Here is a 17,682-nt window from a genome sequence, read left to right as displayed (position 1 = left end):
CAGAAAGGATGCTCTGTGACCTCATCCTCACCTAAGGTGATCCATTATGCCGGAGGTGCGAAGCAGACATTCGTGAACAATGCAGCGAATGGCTGCTCCCCGCGCTATTCTGACATTCGTGCGCTGCGCAGCTGATGATCTGTTTCTGCGCCTGGTGGTCAGGCGGATAGCTGCATCCGACAGGTAAGCCCAGCTGTGCATCGGGACATAGACAGGCTCCGCTCCTTGCAGGAGACCGTCGATAAAACTGCGAGCTTCACGGAGGTCCCAAAGTGGTTTGTGCTCAGGACCTTCCAATGTCGGCGCGAAGTAGCCGTCCTTACGCAAGGATTCAAAATGCGTGCGCGAAATGAGGAGCGCATCTTGAAGATCTGTTGCGGAGACAAGCGTCTCCAGACGGCTTAGGACCGGTTCAGCGTCTTCGGGGGTGAACAGTTCCCAGGCATCTGACCGACCTTGCTCGACCGGACGCACTACCCCTGCGGAGACGAGCAATTTTCGCAGCCGTCGACTGTCGATGCCATACTCCCGAGATGCGGTGAGCACCGAGTGAAGGTGGCGCGTTAAAACAGGCTCACCCATCAGGTCATCCCCAGGGCCGAGCGGCCAAGTTTTGAGGATGTGATCGCGTAGCAGGTTTCGGAAAGGAGCGTAGTCCTCATTCGTCAGATCGAAGGTCAGTCGATCGTAAAGATCTCCGAATTTCTTCTTGGGGCCGTCGGTTGGGCCCCCTTCAAATTCCTGCAAGCTCGACAAGCCGAAGCGACTGCCGATGCGCAAGCCCTCGGGGAAATACAATGTCTGGAACAAGATCACCTTCGATGACGGCACCAGCCACTGAGGGACCGCGCCTGTCGCGGCTGATGCTGCTGCCCTATCCCTTCGCCGCGGCAGCGGTCGCGATCAACCTCTTCATGTTGGGGCTGATGGGGCAATGGATCGGCCTGCCCGCAATCCCGCCGCTCGTGGCGCTGGCGCTCTCGCTGCCGCTGGGCGTGCCCGCCTCATGGGGTTTCTCGCTCTGGGTGAAGGGGGTGATCGACGAGGCCGAGGGAAGGCGCTGACCTTCAGGAACAGGGATCGTCGATCAGTTCAGAAGGTTTGGCAAAAGCACGAAGATCTTTTGCATCGGTGATCGTAACGCAGCTTCCGTCAACTTGCACGCCGTAGGGTTCCAGCTGACGGATCGCTCGACTCAGGTTTTCTGGTGTCATGCCCAAGTAAGAAGCCAGACGCCGTTTTTCGATCCCAAGATCAAAGACATCTGCCTTATCCTCGCATGTGTGGCGATGAACAAGGTAGTTGGCCAGGCGCTCAAGGGAAGTTCGGAGCTTTAGGTTCTTTGTGTTCCGCACAACCCCACGATATCCCTGAGCGAGCTCTGTTACGACGTTGCGTGCGAATGTCTGGTCGGCATCGAAGATTGCACGAACATCCTCTGATGGCACCAAGATGATGCGCGACTTTTCAAGCGTGCGCGCAGACATCAGGTAGGGCGCTGCTTTGACGGTAGCCGCCACGATGAAGGTTGAGACGGGCTGCAGCGTCTCCATCGTCGTTTCGCGCCCATTCCATGTTGCGAACAATTCCACCGACCCACTGATGACGACGTGAAGGAAATCACTAGTCTCGCCCTCAGTGAACAACTCGATTTGCGGCGGAAAGTTTTGGACATAGGCACCTCGGATCAACGCAGAAAAATTCTCGTCGTCGATCCCGGAAAACAGTCGTAGCGCGCGAATCTCGGAAGATTCATCGTCGCGCAAGCGGATGGCCATGCTTCACCTCTAATCGTGCCTGACGGTGATGCTTGATAAATATCAAGCGGTCAATTGTCACCGATTGGCGAGCGGGTTGATAGGTGTTTTCTGTCGGCGTGATCCTTGCCGAGCGGTGACTTATTTCGATCCTACCAGCTAATCGGTTTGATTTCGATCAACCTTTTCCAGTCTCCCTGCCTGTTGATCTGTCCGCAACCAGACCGGCGGTTCACGTCGGCCCAACTGCGGAGAGAGAACATGCATACACTCGATGGAGTCACTCGTTCGGACCAATACCGGGCATTGGGGCTCAGCACTTTCGCCTTCACCGTCTGCTTCGCGGTCTGGACGATTTTTTCGATCATTGGCGTCCGGATCAAGCAGGAGCTTGGCTTGTCCGATACGCAGTTCGGACTGTTGGTTGCCACCCCGGTTCTGACGGGTTCGATCAGCCGTATCTTCCTTGGCGTCTGGACCGAGCAGTTCGGTGGCCGGATCATGTTTCCGCTGCAGATGCTCATTACGGCAGTTGCTGTCTGGCTGCTGGCAACGGTTCACACCTACGAGGTTTTCCTGATCGCAGCACTTGGCCTTGGCCTGGCGGGGGGGTCCTTCATTGTCGGCGTCGCATACACGTCACGCTGGTTCGAGAAAGAACGTCAGGGCACCGCCTTGGGTATCTTCGGCGCGGGCAACGTCGGCGCTGCGGTGACGAACTTCGCTGCTCCCTTCCTTGTCGTCGCGCTTGGCTGGGAAGGGACTGCGAAGGTCTATGCCGTCGTTCTCGCTGCAACGGCAGTGTTCTTCTACCTGACTGCGAAGACCGATCCGGTGCAACAGGAACGCAAGAAGACTGGCGCCAAACCGGTATCTGCAGGGGACCAACTCGCACCGCTCAAGAATATCCAGGTTTGGCGTTTCGCTACCTATTACTTCTTCGTCTTCGGCGGTTTTGTTGCGCTCGCCTCGTTCTTGCCGCGCTACTATGTCGGGGCTTATGGGCTGCCGCTCACGACGGCCGGAGTCTTTGCTGGCTTCTACTCCCTGCCTGGTTCCGTTTTCCGCGCTCTTGGTGGGTGGATGTCCGACAAATGGGGCGCGCGTTTCGTCATGTATTTGACCTTCATTGTCTCGCTCGTGCTCCTGTTCGTCATGAGCTACCCCGAGACCAGCTACACAGTTGAAGGCATCCACGGCCCGATCTCGTTCACCTTCGGCCTCAACGCGACGATGTTTATGGTGATGACCGTGATCTTGGGCTTCGTGATGAGCCTCGGAAAGGCTGCCGTCTACAAGCATATCCCGGTTTATTACCCGCATCACGTCGGGGCCGTTGGCGGACTCGTCGGCATGATCGGGGGACTGGGTGGTTTCTTCCTGCCCATCAGCTTCGGCTTCTTGCTCGACCAAAGCGGTGTCTGGACTGCTCCCTTCATGTTGCTCTTCGTGCTGGTCCTCGTCTCGACGGTCTGGATGCACATCGCCATCCGCCGCATGGAACATGCACGGCATCCTGGTCTCAAAGGAGAGAAGTATCTTTCCGATGTGCCCGATGAGCCGCTCGCGAAGTCCATGCCTTGATGAATACCCAACGGGCTTCCCGCTGGGTGGCCCGCCCCCCTCGCACATTTCTGAAGGAGCCACTCCAATGGCCACCACAACAGCAACCTCCGGTCAAAGCGGCCACGTGCTGACCGACTGGCGTCCCGAGGATCCGGAGTTCTGGAAAACCCGCGGGCATGCGATCGCCACCCGCAACCTCTGGATATCGATCCCCGCGCTTCTCCTCGCCTTCTCGGTCTGGATGGTGTGGTCCGTCGTGGTCGCCAAGCTTCCCGCAATCGGCTTCGACTACTCTACCGGACAACTGTTCTGGCTGGCGGCACTGCCGGGCCTGTCGGGCGCGACACTGCGCATCTTCTACAGCTTCATGATCCCGATCTTCGGCGGCCGCAAATGGACGGCCTTCTCGACCGCCACGCTGCTTTTGCCCGCGCTCGGTATCGGCTTTGCGGTGCAGAACCCCGAGACCCCCTACGCCATCTTCCTGCTGCTCGCGCTGCTCTGCGGCTTCGGTGGTGGAAACTTCGCCTCCTCGATGGCCAACATCGCTTATTTCTACCCCAAGAAGACCAAGGGGAACGCGCTGGCTCTCAATGCAGGCCTCGGCAACGCGGGCGTCTCGGTGATGCAGTTCCTCGTGCCGATCGTGATCACCACGGGCGTCTTCGGCTCCCTCGGCGGCGCGCCCCAGCAATTGTCGGCAGGGGGTGAGCTCTTCCTGCAGAACGCTGGTTTCGTCTGGGTGCCCTTCATCGTCCTTTCGGCGATCGCCGCATGGTTCGGGATGAATGACATCGCATCGGCCAGCGCTTCGTTCAAACAGCAATCAGTGATTTTCTCGCGCTTCCACAACTGGGTGATGTGCGTCCTCTACACCGGCACGTTCGGAAGCTTCATCGGCTATTCCGCTGGCTTCCCGCTGCTCATGAAGACGCAGTTTCCTGAGGTGGACGTGCTGCAATTCGCTTTCCTCGGGCCGCTGGTGGGCGCGCTGAGCCGGGCCGGCACAGGTTGGATTTCCGATAAGTTCGGTGGCGGTCGCGTGACCTTCTGGACCTTCGTCGGCATGATCGTCGCCGTCTGGGGAGTGCTGCAGTTCCTGCCCTCGGCCGGTGACGCCGGCAGCTTCTGGGGCTTCTTCGCCTGCTTCATGGCGCTGTTCTTCCTGACCGGCGTGGGTAATGCCTCGACCTTCCAGATGATCCCCTCGATCATGCGTCAGGAAGTGCCGCGTCTGAACCCGCATCTCGACGCGGCCGCCACGCTCAAGCAATCGGAGCTGGAGAGCTCGGCGATCATCGCCTTCACCTCGGCGATCGCGGCCTATGGTGCCTTCTTCATCCCGAAATTCTACGGCACGTCGATCAGCCTGACCGGCGCTCCCAACGCAGCTCTGTGGGGCTTCATGATCTTCTACGCGCTCTGCGTGGTGGTGACGTGGTTCTTCTACAGCCGCAAGGGCGCCTCCGTTCCCTGCTGACGCGACCGGCGCGCGCCGTGGCGTCCCGCGGCGCGCGCTTCCAATCCATTTCCGCAAGGAGACGCGACATGAGCCACTTGCTCGACAGACTTAATTTCCTGCAATCCAAGGAGTTGGAGCAGTTCTCCGACGGCCACGGGCAGGTGACCCGCGAGGACCGTAAATGGGAAGAGACCTATCGGTCCCGCTGGCGTCACGACAAGATCGTCCGCTCGACCCATGGTGTGAACTGCACCGGGTCTTGCAGCTGGAAGATTTACGTGAAGTCGGGGATCGTGACATGGGAGACCCAGCAGACCGATTACCCGCGCACGCGTCCCGGATTGCCCAACCACGAGCCGCGCGGTTGTGCCCGCGGCGCCTCCTATAGCTGGTATCTCTATTCCGCAGCGCGGATGAAGCACCCGATGGTGCGTGGCAAGCTGCTGAAAATGTGGCGCGAGATGCGCAAGACCAAGTCGCCAATCGAAGCATGGACTGCCATCCAGAGCGATCCTCTGCTGCGCGCCGAATACACTAAGGCCCGCGGGAAGGGCGGTTTTGTGCGCGCGAGCTGGGACGAAGCTACCGAGATCGCTGCGACCGCCAATGCCTATACTGCAAAGACCTACGGGCCCGATCGCGTCTTCGGCTTTTCGCCGATCCCGGCCATGTCGATGGTCAGCTACGCTGCAGGTGCGCGTTACCTGTCTCTGCTGGGCGGCACCTGTCTGTCCTTCTATGACTGGTATTGCGATCTTCCGCCTGCCTCGCCGCAGACCTGGGGCGAGCAGACCGACGTCCCGGAATCTGCCGATTGGTATAATGCGGGCTATCTGCTGATTTGGGGCTCGAACGTGCCGCAAACCCGCACGCCGGACGCTCATTTCTATACCGAGGCCCGCTACCGCGGCACCAAATCCGCCGTGATTTGCCCTGATTACTCGGAAGCCTCGAAATTCGGTGACATCTGGCTCAATCCCAAGCAGGGCACCGACTCGGCGCTGGCGATGGCGATGGGGCATGTGGTCCTGCGCGAATATCATCTCGACCGTCAGGCCGAGTATTTCGAGGATTATGCACGTCGCTATTCGGACATGCCGATGCTCGTGCTGCTCGATGAGGAGGATGGCCGCCACATCCCCGGCAAGATGCTTCGGGCTTCGGACCTCGCAGACGGGTTGGGCGAGAGCAACAACCCCGAATGGAAGACCGTTGCCTATGATGAAGCCTCCGGGGCGATGGTCGTGCCGAACGGGTCCATCGGTTTCCGTTGGGGGGAAGAGGGCAAGTGGAACCTCGAGGACCGCGCCAGCACGGGAGAGGCGAAGCTTCGGCTCAGCCAGGTTATGGAAGAGTGCCATGACGATGTCGTCGGTGTCGATTTCCCCTATTTCGGCGGCGCCGCTACGGAGAATTTCGTCAAGTGCCAACACCCCGACGTCCTGACCCGAAACGTGCCGGTTAGAAAGGTCACGCTCGCTGATGGCCGCGAGGCCATGGTCGCGACCGTGTTTGACCTCCTTTGTGCGAATTACGGTCTCGATCGTGGTCTGGGGGGCGACTGGGTCAGCCATGACTTCAATGAGGACCTGCCCTACACGCCGAAATGGGCCGAGAAGATCACCGGCGTCTCCGCTGACAAGATCATCGCGGTCGCACGCGAGTTCGCCAGCAATGCCGAAAAGACTCACGGCAAATCCATGGTGATCCTGGGGGCGGGTCTGAACCACTGGTATCATATGGACATGAACTACCGTGGCATCATCAACCTGCTGGTGATGTGCGGTTGCGTCGGTCAGGAAGGTGGTGGCTGGAGCCACTATGTCGGTCAGGAGAAACTGCGCCCGCAAACGGGTTGGCTTCCGCTCGCCTTCGCTCTGGATTGGGGGCGCCCGCCGCGTCAGATGAACGGCACCTCGGCCTTCTATGCCCATACCGACCAATGGCGTTACGAAACGCTCGGGGTGGACGAGATCCTGTCTCCGACCGCGCCGAAGGGTGACTGGGACATCTCGCTGATCGACTACAACATTCGCGCCGAGCGTATGGGGTGGTTGCCTTCGGCGCCGCAACTCAAGACGAACCCGCTCGAGGTCACCAAGGCTGCCAAGGCAGCGGGCATGGATCCCAAAGACTACGTGGCCGAAAAGCTGAAGTCCGGTGAGCTGCAGATGTCCTGCGAGGACCCTGACGCTCCGGAAAACTGGATGCGCAATCTCTATGTGTGGCGCTCGAACCTCTTGGGTTCGTCGGGCAAGGGGCACGAATATTTCATTCGTCACCTACTCGGCACCGACAGCGGGATTCTCGGAAAGGATCTCGGCGAGGAAGGTCGGGCGAAGCCGAAGGAGGCCGTTTGGCATGACGAGGCGCCGGAAGGCAAACTCGACCTGCTCGTTTGCATCGACTTCCGTATGTCGACGACCGCAGTCTATTCCGACGTCGTTCTGCCGACCGCTTCGTGGTATGAGAAGAACGACCTCAATACCTCGGACATGCACCCGTTCATTCACCCGCTTCAAGCGGCTGTAGACCCTGCTTACGAGTCGAAGTCCGACTGGGAGATCTTCAAGGCGATCGCCAAGAAATTCCAAGAGGTTTCGCCGGAGGTTCTTGGTCAGGAAACCGACATTGTCCAGGCGCCGATCCTGCACGACACGGCAGGCGAATTGGCTCAGCCTGAGGTGCGCGATTGGAAGAAGGGTGAATGCGACCTGATCCCGGGTAAAACTGCGCCTAACTACGTCACTGTCGAGCGCGACTACGGTGCAATCTACGATCGGTATGTGGCGCTCGGTCCGCTGATGGATAAGCTGGGCAATGGCGGCAAGGGCATTGGCTGGGATACCAAGCACGAGGTCGAAGCGCTTCGCAAACTCAATGGCGAATGGGAGGATGGTCCCACCAAAGGTTGTCCGAAAATCGATACCGACATCGACGCAACCGAGGTGATCCTAATGCTCGCGCCCGAAACCAACGGCGAGGTTGCGGTCAAGGCTTGGGGGGCGCTCGAGAAGCCCACCGGCCGCGGGCATAAGCACCTTGCCGAAGGGCAGGAGCACACGAAGATCCGCTTCCGTGATATCGCCGCGCAACCGCGCAAGATCATCTCGTCCCCGACCTGGTCGGGTATCGAGAGCGAGGAAGTCTGCTACAACGCCGGCTACACCAACGTGCATGAGCTGATCCCATGGCGCACCCTTTCAGGTCGTCAGCAGCTCTATCAGGACCACCTCTGGATGCGCGCTTTCGGCGAGGGCTTTGTGTCCTATCGTCCGCCGGTCGACCTGAAGACCGTGACGCAAGATGTGCTCGCCGGCGACGACAAGCATGTTGTGCTGAACTTCATCACTCCGCACCAGAAGTGGGGCATCCACTCCACCTATACCGACAACCTGCTGATGCTCACGCTGAACCGCGGCGGGCCGGTGGTCTGGATTTCGGAGACCGACGCGAAGAAAGCGGGAATCGAAGATAACGACTGGGTTGAAGCCTACAACGTTAACGGCGCGCTGACCGCGCGGGCGGTCGTCTCGCAGCGGATGAAGGAAGGCACGATCTTCATGTATCACGCCCAGGAGAAGATCGTGAACACGCCCGGCTCTCAGAAGACCGGCCTGCGCGGAGGCATCCACAATTCGGTGACCCGCGCGACGCTCAAGCCCACGCATATGATCGGTGGCTACGCCCAGCTTTCCTACGGGTTCAACTACTACGGCACCGTGGGTGCGAACCGCGACGAATTCGTCGTGGTCCGCAAGATGAAGAAGATCGACTGGCTCGATGAGCCCGCTACCCAGGAGGCAGCAGAATGAGAGTCCGCGCACAAATCGGCATGGTGCTGAACCTCGACAAATGTATCGGGTGTCACACCTGCTCCGTGACTTGCAAGAACGTCTGGACCAGCCGCGACGGTGTCGAATACGCTTGGTTCAACAACGTCGAGACTAAGCCCGGCACCGGCTACCCGACCGACTGGGAAAATCAGAAACGCTGGAACGGTGGCTGGAAACGCACCCGTTCCGGTAAGCTGATCCCGCGGCAGGGTTCGAAATGGCGGATCGTGGCGAATATCTTCGCCAACCCCGACCTGCCTGCGATCGACGACTATTACGAGCCGTTCGATTTCGACTACGAGCATCTCGCCAACGCGCCCGAGATGAAGGCTTTTCCGACCGCCCGCCCGCGCTCCAAGATCACTGGCGAACGGATCGAGAAAATCGAAAAGGGGCCGAACTGGGAAGAAATCCTTGGCGGCGAATTCTCGAAACGCTCGAAGGACTACAACTTCGAGGGGGTGCAGAAGGAGATCTACGGGGAATACGAGAACACCTTCATGATGTATCTGCCGCGACTGTGCGAGCATTGCCTTAATCCGGCCTGTGCAGCGTCGTGTCCTTCGGGTGCGATCTACAAACGTGAGGAAGACGGCATCGTCCTGATCGACCAGGAAAAATGCCGCGGCTGGCGGATGTGCGTCTCGGGCTGCCCCTACAAGAAGGTCTATTACAACTGGTCGACCGGAAAATCCGAGAAATGCACCCTGTGCTACCCGCGGATCGAGAGCGGCAACCCGACCGTTTGTTCGGAAACCTGCGTGGGCCGGATTCGGTATCTCGGCGTCATGCTCTATGATGCCGACAAGATCGAGCAAGCGGCGAATGCGCCCTCCGAGCAGCAGCTCTATGACGCGCAGCTCGACGTGTTCCTCGATCCCAACGATCCGGTCGTAATCGAGGCCGCACGAGCCGATGGCGTTCCGGAGGAATGGATCAAGTCGGCGCAGCAAAGCCCGATCTGGAAGATGGCGATGGAGTGGAAGGTCGCCTTCCCGCTGCATCCCGAATACCGAACGCTGCCGATGGTCTGGTATATTCCGCCGCTCTCACCGATCCAGAACGCCGCCGAGGCGGGCGCGATCGGCATGGATGGCGCGATGCCGGACGTGAAGAGCCTGCGTATTCCGCTGCGCTACCTCGCCAACATGCTGACAGCCGGTGACGAGGCGCCGATCGCTACCGCTCTTGAGCGGATGCTTGCAATGCGTTCCTACATGCGGGCAAAGACCGTCGACGGGGTTCGCGACGAAGGGATCGCCGCACGTGTCGGTCTCTCGGGTCGTGTGATCGAGGATATGTATAAGATCATGGCGCTCGCCGATTACGAGGACCGCTTCGTGATCCCGACGACCCATCGTGAACAGGTCGAGGATGCCTATGACCTGCGCGCGGGCACCGGGTTCACCGATTGCAACGGCTGCTCGACCGGGATCTCGAAGGGCTCGCTCTTCGGGGGCTCCAAAAGACCGCTCAAGATGCCGCAGGAGGTGCAGTGATGGACCATCAACTCAACGATCGCACGCTCAAGGCCTTCTCGGTCCTGCTGAGCTATCCGACGCAGGAACTGCAACAGGCGATGCCGGAGATCGGGGGCGTTCTCGCCTCCGAGACGCGGCTCACGGCGGCGGCACGGCGGGACTTGCGCCCGCTGATCGAAGAACTCGGTGCCCGTGACATCTACGCGCTCGAAGAGGACTATGTGATGCTCTTCGACCGCTCGCGCAGCCTGTCGCTCAACCTCTTCGAACATGTCCATGGAGAAAGCCGTGATCGTGGCGGTGCCATGGTCGACCTGCTCGAGACCTATCGTGCGGCAGGTTTTGAGCCAGCCACGACCGAACTGCCCGACCATCTTCCCGTGCTGCTCGAGTTCCTTGCGGCTCGTCCGCGCGAGGAAGCGCGCGACATGCTGGCGGATGCAGCCCATATCCTCGCTGCGATCGGGGAACGGTTGGGCAAGCGCGAGAGCGCGTATGCGGCGATCTTCGCGGCGCTCGTGCAAATGTCGGGTGAGGTGGCTGACGAGGAGGCTGTGGCCGAGATCCTCGCGCGACCTGATCCGTCCCCCGACGATCTCGAGGAGATCGACAAAATCTGGGAAGAAACCGAGGTTACCTTCGGTCCCGACCCGAATGCAGGCTGTCCGCAGGTGCGCGACATGCTCGCGCAGATGGATCCGCCCAAACTGCGCCACGCGAAAACCGCGGCGGAATGACGGAGGCTCAGATGAATACGTTTCTATTTGGCATCTACCCCTACATCGCACTTTCCGTGCTCTTCCTGGGATCGATCGCGCGTTACGATCGTGATCCCTTCACTTGGAAAACCTCGTCGAGCCAGTTGCTGCGACAGCGTCATTTCGCGATCGCATCGATCCTGTTCCATGTCGGGGTTCTTGTGATCTTCGTGGGCCATGTCGTCGGCCTTCTGACGCCGATCTGGGTATTCGACATGCTCCATGTCAGCCACGGCGCCAAACAAATCCTCGCAATCGTGGCAGGCGGGATCGCGGGCGTGATGGCGACGGTCGGCGGCGGGATGCTGCTCTATCGCCGCTGGACCGACCAACGTATTCGGTTGACGTCGAGCTTTGCCGATATCGCGATCCTCGTGCTCCTGCTGGCTCAGCTTCTGCTCGGTCTCGGGACGGTTCCGGTGAGCTGGCAACACTCCGACGGTCACGAGATGGTCAAGTTCATGACATGGGCGCAGATGATCTGGACGTTCCAGCCGGGTGCTGCGGACTATGTCGCGGGCGCGGCGCTTGTGTTCAAGCTGCACATCGCGCTCGGACTGACCATTTTCCTGTTGGTCCCCTTCACCCGCCTCGTTCACATAGCTTCGGGGATCTTCGCGCCGCTACGTTATTTGCTGCTGCGCCCCGGTTATCAGATCGTGCGGTCTCGCCGGAGCTCCAAGTTGCCTGAGCGCAGTGCTGCCGACATCAATAAGAGGCGTATCGCTGCGGCGAAGCGACCTTCGGCTGCGGAGTGAGAGCAATGACCAAACCGCTCTTTCCCGATGTGGTCGTGAATGGCCAGACTATCCCTTCCGCGGCGATTGCTGCGGAAGCCCAGCATCATAACGGCCCGAGTGACAAACCCGGCATTGCCTGGCGCAAGGCGGCCAATGCGCTCGCGGTTCGCGCGCTTCTTCTGCAAGAAGCGGAGCAACGTGCGATTGACGCCGACCCTCAGGAGGTCGCTCCGGGACAGATCGAGACCGAGGACGAGGCTCTGATCCGTGCGCTTCTTGAGGATGCCGTCGAGGTGACGCGTCCCTCCGAGGAGGATATCCAAGTCGAATGGAGCCGTGATCCCACGCGGTTCCGCGCCCCGCCGCTTTGGGAAGCCGCGCATATACTGATCGCCTGCGATCCGCGCAACGAGGCGCAACGCGAGACAGCTGAGGCCCGCGCGCGCGCCTTGGCGACAGAGGCGATCGAAAAACCCAAAAGCTTTGCGCGTCTAGCCAAGGAGAATAGCGACTGCTCGTCGCGCGGCGAGGGCGGCTTCCTCGGCCAGCTCGGCCCGGGCGACACCGTTCCTGAGTTCGAGAAAGCCCTGCGTGCGCTTGGCGAAGGAGAGCTTACCGCGGAGCCCGTGCTCAGTCGCTTCGGCTGGCATGTGATCCGGCTCGATGCGGTCGCCGAAGGCGCTCCACTGCCATACGAGACCGTGCGTCCGCGTATTGCCGAAGCGATGGAGAAGGCAGCCTGGACACGCGCAGTGCGCGCCTTCGTGGCGGAGCTCGCCGCACGAGCAGATATCTCTGGGGTCGATCTGGCGGCATAGGGACGAAAGCGATGCTGAGCGATCTTTTCACCCGCAACCGCACTTGGTCGGAACGCCGCAAGGCGGAGGAGCCTGGCTATTTCTCACGTCTTGCGACGCGGCAAAACCCGGAGTTCTTCTGGGTTGGTTGCGCCGATAGCCGCGTGCCTGCGAATGTTGTTGCGGGGCTTGATCCCGGCGAGGTCTTCGTCCACCGGAACGTCGCCAACGTCGTGCATTCTTCAGACATGAACTTGCTGAGTGCGCTTGAATTTGCCGTCGAAAGCCTTGGTATTCGCGAGATTATCGTTTGTGGTCATTACGGCTGCGGCGGTGTCAAAGCTGCGACCGAGGAGATGCTCGGCGGTCTCACGGACCATTGGCTTGAACCAATTCGTCGTCTTGCGCGCGCCTATGCGATTGATCTGGGGCAGCTGGCCAATATCGAGGCCCGGCGCGACCGTTTGGCCGAGCTCAACGTGATCGAGGGTGTGCGACGCATAGCTGAGACACCAATTCTTCAGCGAGCTTGGACCGCAGGAGAGCCCGTCAAGGTTCACGGATTGATCTATGGGCTCAAGGACGGGGTTCTCGCTGACCTCGACTGCACCATCACGCGCGCGAGCGTTTTCGGTGAGGATGTGCAGCGCTGAATCTTGGCGAATGATTGATTGGAAAGGACATGAAATGTTTCCTATCGCAGCTATTCAAAGCCCTGGCCGGGGTGACGTGGACTTTCTGATGGCGCGCTTTGCCCGACAGGTGATTGCGCGAGGGCATCGCGTGTGCGGCGTTGTTCAGGTCAATATTGATCGGCCCAAAAGCCATGCCTGCGATATGGATATTAAGGTTTTGCCCGACGGGCCGGTGTTATCGATCTCGCAATCACTTGGCGAGGGATCTCGCGGCTGCCGCCTTGATCCTGCAGCGCTTGAGGCTTCTGTCGCAGCGGTTTCACATAGCCTTGCATATGGAGCCGATCTGCTTGTCGTGAATAAGTTCGGTAAGATGGAGTCCGAGGGGCGCGGGTTTCGCCCGGTGATTGCTGAAGCTATCCTGCAGGGAATTCCCGTCCTCGTTGGTATCAACGGCCTGAACGAACTTGCTTATGACGAGTTTACGGGCGGATATGGTTGTCGCCTTCCTTTCTCACTCGAGGCGCTCAACGACTGGTTCGACGATGCGCGCGGTCTTGTGGGCGCCTGACGGGCCACCGAGGGTGCTTTCGATTTCGCAAATTCCGAGAGCAATGGTCGCTGGCAATGCGGGATTGGTTTCAGTTCTAAGAGCCAGTTGACGTTTCGAAAGCCACCCATTAGTAAGTAATCAATAACTTACTAATGGGCATGTGATGCGAAAGTCCGCAGATCTACGAAAAGCAGAAATCGTTTCGACCGTCCTCGAGATGGCCGACCAGATCGGCCCTGATCGCGTGACTACGAATGCGGTCGCGAAACAGATCGGGCTGACACAGGCGGCTCTGTTCCGGCACTTCCCGTCCAAGGCGGAGCTTTGGGGTGCGGTCGCCGAGCATGTCACCGACACCCTGGCGGCAGCCTGGGAGGCAGCGCTCGAGGGTGTGTCAGATCCGCTGGACCGGGTGCGCGCATTGGTGGCGGCACAGCTTGGGGTGATCGCGCGCACTCCGGCGATCCCAATGCTCCTGTTCTCGCGAGAATTGACGACCGAGAACGAAGTTCTGCGCGGGGCTTTTCGGGAGCGCCTAAGCGTATTCCATGAAACGCTTGAGGCGGACATCGCCGCCGCACAAGCACAGGGGCGGGTATCGGTCGATCTCACGCCGCGTGATGCTGCTTATCTGCTGAGCTCGCTTGTCCAGGGCGCCGCGATCCGATGGGCCCTCGGGCCGCGCACGACGTCAATGGAAGAGACCGGGCTGGCGCTGCTGGATGTGCAACTGCGCTTGCTCGAATGCAGGAAGGATGGCTGAGAGATGCGTAAGAGCTGGTTTGTCGTCGGTGTAGCCGCAGTCGCGCTGGCGGTTGGGATCTGGGTGCTGCGCCACCGTCCGCTGCCGGTAACGGTGCTTTCGCCAGAGACGGATGTCACGCTCCGGATTTATGGTTTGGGAACAGTTGAGGCACGTGTGCTGAGCGCCGTTGGCTTCGAACTGGGGGGCGCCGTGCAGAGCCTGTCAGCAGATGCTGGTGATCGTGTTATGGCTGGGCAGGAATTGGCGCGTTTGCATCCCGAAGAACAACAGGCGCGCGTTGCCCAGGCTGATGCGGGGGTGGAAGCGGCACGTGCAGCGCTCGCCAAGGCGGAAGCTGCCCTGCCACGCGCTCAGGCGGTTTTGTCACAGCGCGAGGCGGCCAATACGCGCCAGCAGGAACTTGCACGAACGGATCGCGCCTCAAAGCAGAGCGCGGAGGAAACCCAGCGCGATCTCGATGTGGCGCGCGCCGATCTCGCGGTGGCCGAAACCGAGCTGATGGTGCTGCGGGCTCAGGCGGCGGAAGCGGATGCTAATCTGCAATCGGCCCGCACGCTTCTGGAAAAACACGTTCTGGCGGCGCCCTATGATGCCTTGATCATTGCGCGCAAGGCCGAGGCCGGCACGGTGGTCAAGGCGGGTGACACGATCTTCAGCCTGATTGATCCGCAGACGATCTGGATTCAGGCCTATATCGACGAGGAGCGCGCGGGTCAGCTTGCGCTGGGGCAGGTGGGCGCCATCCGTCTTCGTTCGCGCTCGCAACAAGAGTTTCATGGCGAAATCGTGCGGATCGGGCTGGAAAGCGACCGCGTCAACGAGGAGCGCAAGGTCTGGCTCGCCTGCACGGATTGCCCCGCCGAAATGTATCTGGGCGAACAGGCTGAGACTCTGGTCACGACTGGTCATCGCGATCAGGCGTTGATGGTGCCCGAGGTCGATATCACGGGCTTCGACGGTGCTTCGGGAACGGTCTGGATCGCGCAGGATGGTGCGCTCGCGCAGGCGACCCTGGAATTCGGTGCGCGCGACGATCTCGGCCGCGCAGAGGTGACGGACGGTCTGCCGGAAGGCGCAGAGGTTGTTTCGCCGGTTCCCAAAGGCGCGGTCGAAGGCCGAAAGGTGAGCGTCGAGGTGGACGAATGAATCTTGCGCTCAAGGATATCCGGCATAGCCTGTTTCGCTTTGTCCTGACCTGCTTCGGGTTGGGGTTACTGATGACTGTCGTGCTGGCGATGATCGGGATTTATAACGGTCTTGTTTCGGATGCACTTGCGGCGGTTAAAGCACCGCGCGCAGATCTCTGGGTCGTTGAGGCGAATACTCAGGGGCCCTTTGCCGAGGCGTCTTCGCTACCTTCCGCGACGCGCGATGCGGTGGCGCGCCTTCCGGGGATCTCTGACGCGGGCGCGATCACTTACCAGACGATCGAGGCACAGCACGGGACGCAGACGCTCCGGCTATATGTTATAGGTTACGAGCGCGGTCGTCCGGGAGGTCCCTTCACCATCACTGATGGGCGTGGGCTTGGGCGCAGCCACTACGAATTGGTGGCCGATCGAAAGTCAGGGCTTCAGGTCGGCGACACGATCCGTATCGGACGTAACCGGTTTACCGTCGTCGGGCTGACAGAAAATGCGATGAACTCCGGCGGTGACCCCGCGGTCTTCATGACGCTTTCCGATGCAATGGCTTTGCAAAGCGAACTCGATCCCGCTGCCGAGAGGGTCCGCGCGGCGCGTGGCGCTACGTCGCCAGACGCCAGCAATGTCGCCGCAGTAATTGCACGGATTGAGCCCGATGCCGATGTTGAGCGGGTGGCTACGACGATCAGGCAATGGAAGCATTTGGGCGCTCTGACCCAGGCACAGCAAGAAGAACTTTTGCTCGCATCGGTCGTCGATCGCGCACGCCGCCAGATCGGGCTGTTTCTGGGAATCCTGCTGACGGTCTCGGCGGTGGTGATAGCGCTGATCATCTACACGATGACGATGGAGAAGCTTAAACAGATCGCGACGCTCAAGCTGATCGGGGCACCAGATCGCACGATCCTCGGTCTCATCGTTCAGCAGGCTCTGATCCTGGGAATTTCCGGCTGGGCGATCGGGCTGTCTTTGATTTTGCTGGTGAAAGACAATTTTCCTCGCCGTGTTGTGCTGGAGCCCACCAACGCATTGGTGCTTGCCGGGATCATCGTTGGTGTCTGCATCGTGGCCTCCGGGCTCGGTATCCGTGCCGCGCTCAAGGTCGACCCTGCGACGGCGATTGGAGGCTGAGATGGCAATTGGTGATCTTCTCGTCGATGTGTCAGGCGTAGCCAAGCATTATGGCGAGGGTGAAACACGCGTCGATGCATTGCGCGTGGTCGAATTGCAGATCCATGCGGGCGAGGTGGTGGCGATGCTCGGCCCTTCGGGTTCGGGAAAGACCACACTGCTCAACATTATCGGCTGCATTGTTGACCCCTCGGCAGGCCGTCTCTTGCTTGATGGCGAGACGGTGTTTGACGGCCGATGGCTGCGTGGCAACCTGCGCCAACTTCGTCTCGACAAGATCGGCTTCATCTTTCAGGCGCATAACTTGCTTCCGTTCCTCACAGCCGAAGAGAATGTCTCGGTGGTGCTGAATCTCGCGGGCTGGAAGCCTGCGGCGGCGAAAGCACGGGCACGCGAATTGCTGGATTATCTCGAGGTCGGACATCGCGCCGGGGTCAAGCCCGCGCATCTGTCAGGCGGGGAAGCGCAGCGCGTTGCCATCGCGCGCGCGCTGGCGAACCGACCCCGGATCATTCTTGCCGACGAGCCAACGGCGGCTCTCGATTCCGTGCGGGCTCAGCTTGTGATGGATTTGTTGCGAAAGCTCGCAGTCGAGCAGGAAGCCTGTATTCTCACCGTGACGCATGACGAGAAAATCTTCGACCGCTTCGATCGGCTGATCCATCTCCGCGACGGGGCACTGATCGAAGCGTGAGGAATTTCCGCGAAGAAGGCGTTGCGTCGCTTGTCTTCCGAATATTGGGGCTGCGCGGCAAAGGTTCATCTTCTGCACAAACAGGAGGTGCTATTCGCTTCTGTGAAAGATGCCTCGGGGGAATGTCATGAAGGTGCGCTTTTTGCCGAGAATTTCGCGTTGGTCGCGCGTTTCAGCTTGTTTGCAGACGCTGAAGTAGTTGGGTGACACTCGAGGCGGAGTGGGGAGCGTTACTGATGCAGCACGACGAAGGCCGTCCTTTGCGTGCTGAAGGTTGTGAAATCTTCTTTTGCCGGAGCGTTCGAGTTGGATGTCATCTGAGGTCTCCCACGTGTTCCGAACACGTGATTGAAGAAAACTT

The 17,682-nt window shown here is 60.1% G+C and carries 16 protein-coding genes; 14 read left to right on the top strand and 2 right to left on the bottom strand.

Features of this window, described 5'->3' with window-relative positions:
* Positions 1 to 27: 27 nt before the first annotated feature.
* Positions 28 to 810, bottom strand: coding sequence for a hypothetical protein (locus tag BMI89_RS20690; protein ID WP_168173868.1), 783 nt, complete (start codon positions 808 to 810; stop codon positions 28 to 30).
* A gap of 11 nt (positions 811 to 821) precedes the next feature.
* Between BMI89_RS20690 and BMI89_RS19180 the strand changes: the two genes are divergently transcribed.
* The gene (locus tag BMI89_RS19180) at positions 822 to 1,064 is read left to right on the top strand and encodes a hypothetical protein (protein WP_246831737.1); all 243 of its coding nucleotides are present in this window, start codon (positions 822 to 824) and stop codon (positions 1,062 to 1,064) included.
* 3 nt (positions 1,065 to 1,067) lie between these two features.
* Here BMI89_RS19180 and BMI89_RS19175 read toward each other — a convergent pair whose 3' ends face one another.
* Positions 1,068 to 1,778 (bottom strand): cyclic nucleotide-binding domain-containing protein, encoded by a 711-nt coding sequence (locus BMI89_RS19175; RefSeq protein WP_093477004.1) that lies wholly within the window; start codon positions 1,776 to 1,778, stop codon positions 1,068 to 1,070.
* Positions 1,779 to 2,018: 240 nt separating this feature from the next.
* Here BMI89_RS19175 and BMI89_RS19170 point away from each other — a divergent pair, with 240 nt between their 5' ends.
* From BMI89_RS19170 to BMI89_RS19110, 13 genes are all read left to right on the top strand, one after another.
* Positions 2,019 to 3,341 carry a nitrate/nitrite transporter gene (locus BMI89_RS19170; protein WP_078522419.1) on the top strand — a complete coding sequence of 441 codons (1,323 nt, stop codon included), beginning with the start codon at positions 2,019 to 2,021 and terminating at the stop codon, positions 3,339 to 3,341.
* A 67-nt stretch (positions 3,342 to 3,408) separates the two neighbouring features.
* Complete coding sequence (locus BMI89_RS19165; RefSeq protein ID WP_078522420.1) at positions 3,409 to 4,803, top strand: NarK family nitrate/nitrite MFS transporter; 1,395 nt, start codon at positions 3,409 to 3,411, stop codon at positions 4,801 to 4,803.
* A 68-nt stretch (positions 4,804 to 4,871) separates the two neighbouring features.
* Positions 4,872 to 8,600, top strand: a complete 3,729-nt coding sequence (locus BMI89_RS19160) for a nitrate reductase subunit alpha (protein WP_078572412.1) — start codon at positions 4,872 to 4,874, stop codon at positions 8,598 to 8,600.
* On the top strand, positions 8,597 to 10,120 hold the full coding sequence (narH, locus tag BMI89_RS19155; protein ID WP_078549144.1) for a nitrate reductase subunit beta: 1,524 nt from the start codon (positions 8,597 to 8,599) through the stop codon (positions 10,118 to 10,120). Before BMI89_RS19160 ends, narH begins: the two co-directional genes overlap by 4 nt.
* A complete protein-coding gene (gene narJ / locus BMI89_RS19150; protein WP_078572411.1) occupies positions 10,120 to 10,839 on the top strand; it encodes a nitrate reductase molybdenum cofactor assembly chaperone in 720 nt (239 codons plus the stop codon). Before narH ends, narJ begins: the two co-directional genes overlap by 1 nt.
* An 11-nt stretch (positions 10,840 to 10,850) precedes the next feature.
* Positions 10,851 to 11,618 (top strand): respiratory nitrate reductase subunit gamma, encoded by a 768-nt coding sequence (gene narI / locus BMI89_RS19145; protein ID WP_078572410.1) that lies wholly within the window; start codon positions 10,851 to 10,853, stop codon positions 11,616 to 11,618.
* 5 nt (positions 11,619 to 11,623) lie between these two features.
* Entirely contained in the window at positions 11,624 to 12,418 is a 795-nt protein-coding gene (locus BMI89_RS19140) for a peptidylprolyl isomerase (RefSeq protein WP_078572409.1), read from the top strand.
* An 11-nt stretch (positions 12,419 to 12,429) separates the two neighbouring features.
* Positions 12,430 to 13,050, top strand: a complete 621-nt coding sequence (locus BMI89_RS19135) for a carbonic anhydrase (RefSeq protein WP_078572408.1) — start codon at positions 12,430 to 12,432, stop codon at positions 13,048 to 13,050.
* Between the two features lie 10 nt (positions 13,051 to 13,060).
* The gene (locus BMI89_RS19130; RefSeq protein WP_078572407.1) at positions 13,061 to 13,603 is read left to right on the top strand and encodes a DUF2478 domain-containing protein; all 543 of its coding nucleotides are present in this window, start codon (positions 13,061 to 13,063) and stop codon (positions 13,601 to 13,603) included.
* A gap of 199 nt (positions 13,604 to 13,802) precedes the next feature.
* A complete protein-coding gene (locus BMI89_RS19125) occupies positions 13,803 to 14,348 on the top strand; it encodes a TetR family transcriptional regulator (protein WP_246832075.1) in 546 nt (181 codons plus the stop codon).
* Between the two features lie 3 nt (positions 14,349 to 14,351).
* Positions 14,352 to 15,497, top strand: a complete 1,146-nt coding sequence (locus BMI89_RS19120; RefSeq protein ID WP_078572405.1) for an efflux RND transporter periplasmic adaptor subunit — start codon at positions 14,352 to 14,354, stop codon at positions 15,495 to 15,497.
* The gene (locus BMI89_RS19115) at positions 15,494 to 16,627 is read left to right on the top strand and encodes an ABC transporter permease (protein ID WP_078572404.1); all 1,134 of its coding nucleotides are present in this window, start codon (positions 15,494 to 15,496) and stop codon (positions 16,625 to 16,627) included. The genes BMI89_RS19120 and BMI89_RS19115 overlap by 4 nt, the downstream gene beginning before the upstream one ends.
* Entirely contained in the window at positions 16,617 to 17,321 is a 705-nt protein-coding gene (locus tag BMI89_RS19110) for an ABC transporter ATP-binding protein (RefSeq protein ID WP_240497842.1), read from the top strand. The genes BMI89_RS19115 and BMI89_RS19110 overlap by 11 nt, the downstream gene beginning before the upstream one ends.
* The last annotated feature ends 361 nt before the right edge of the window (positions 17,322 to 17,682 follow it).

The organism is Thioclava sp. F36-7 (assembly GCF_002020075.1).
Taxonomy (GTDB): domain Bacteria; phylum Pseudomonadota; class Alphaproteobacteria; order Rhodobacterales; family Rhodobacteraceae; genus Thioclava; species Thioclava sediminum.
The sequence above is the reverse complement of the archived record's forward strand: the minus strand, read 5'-3'. Positions and strand labels throughout refer to the sequence as shown.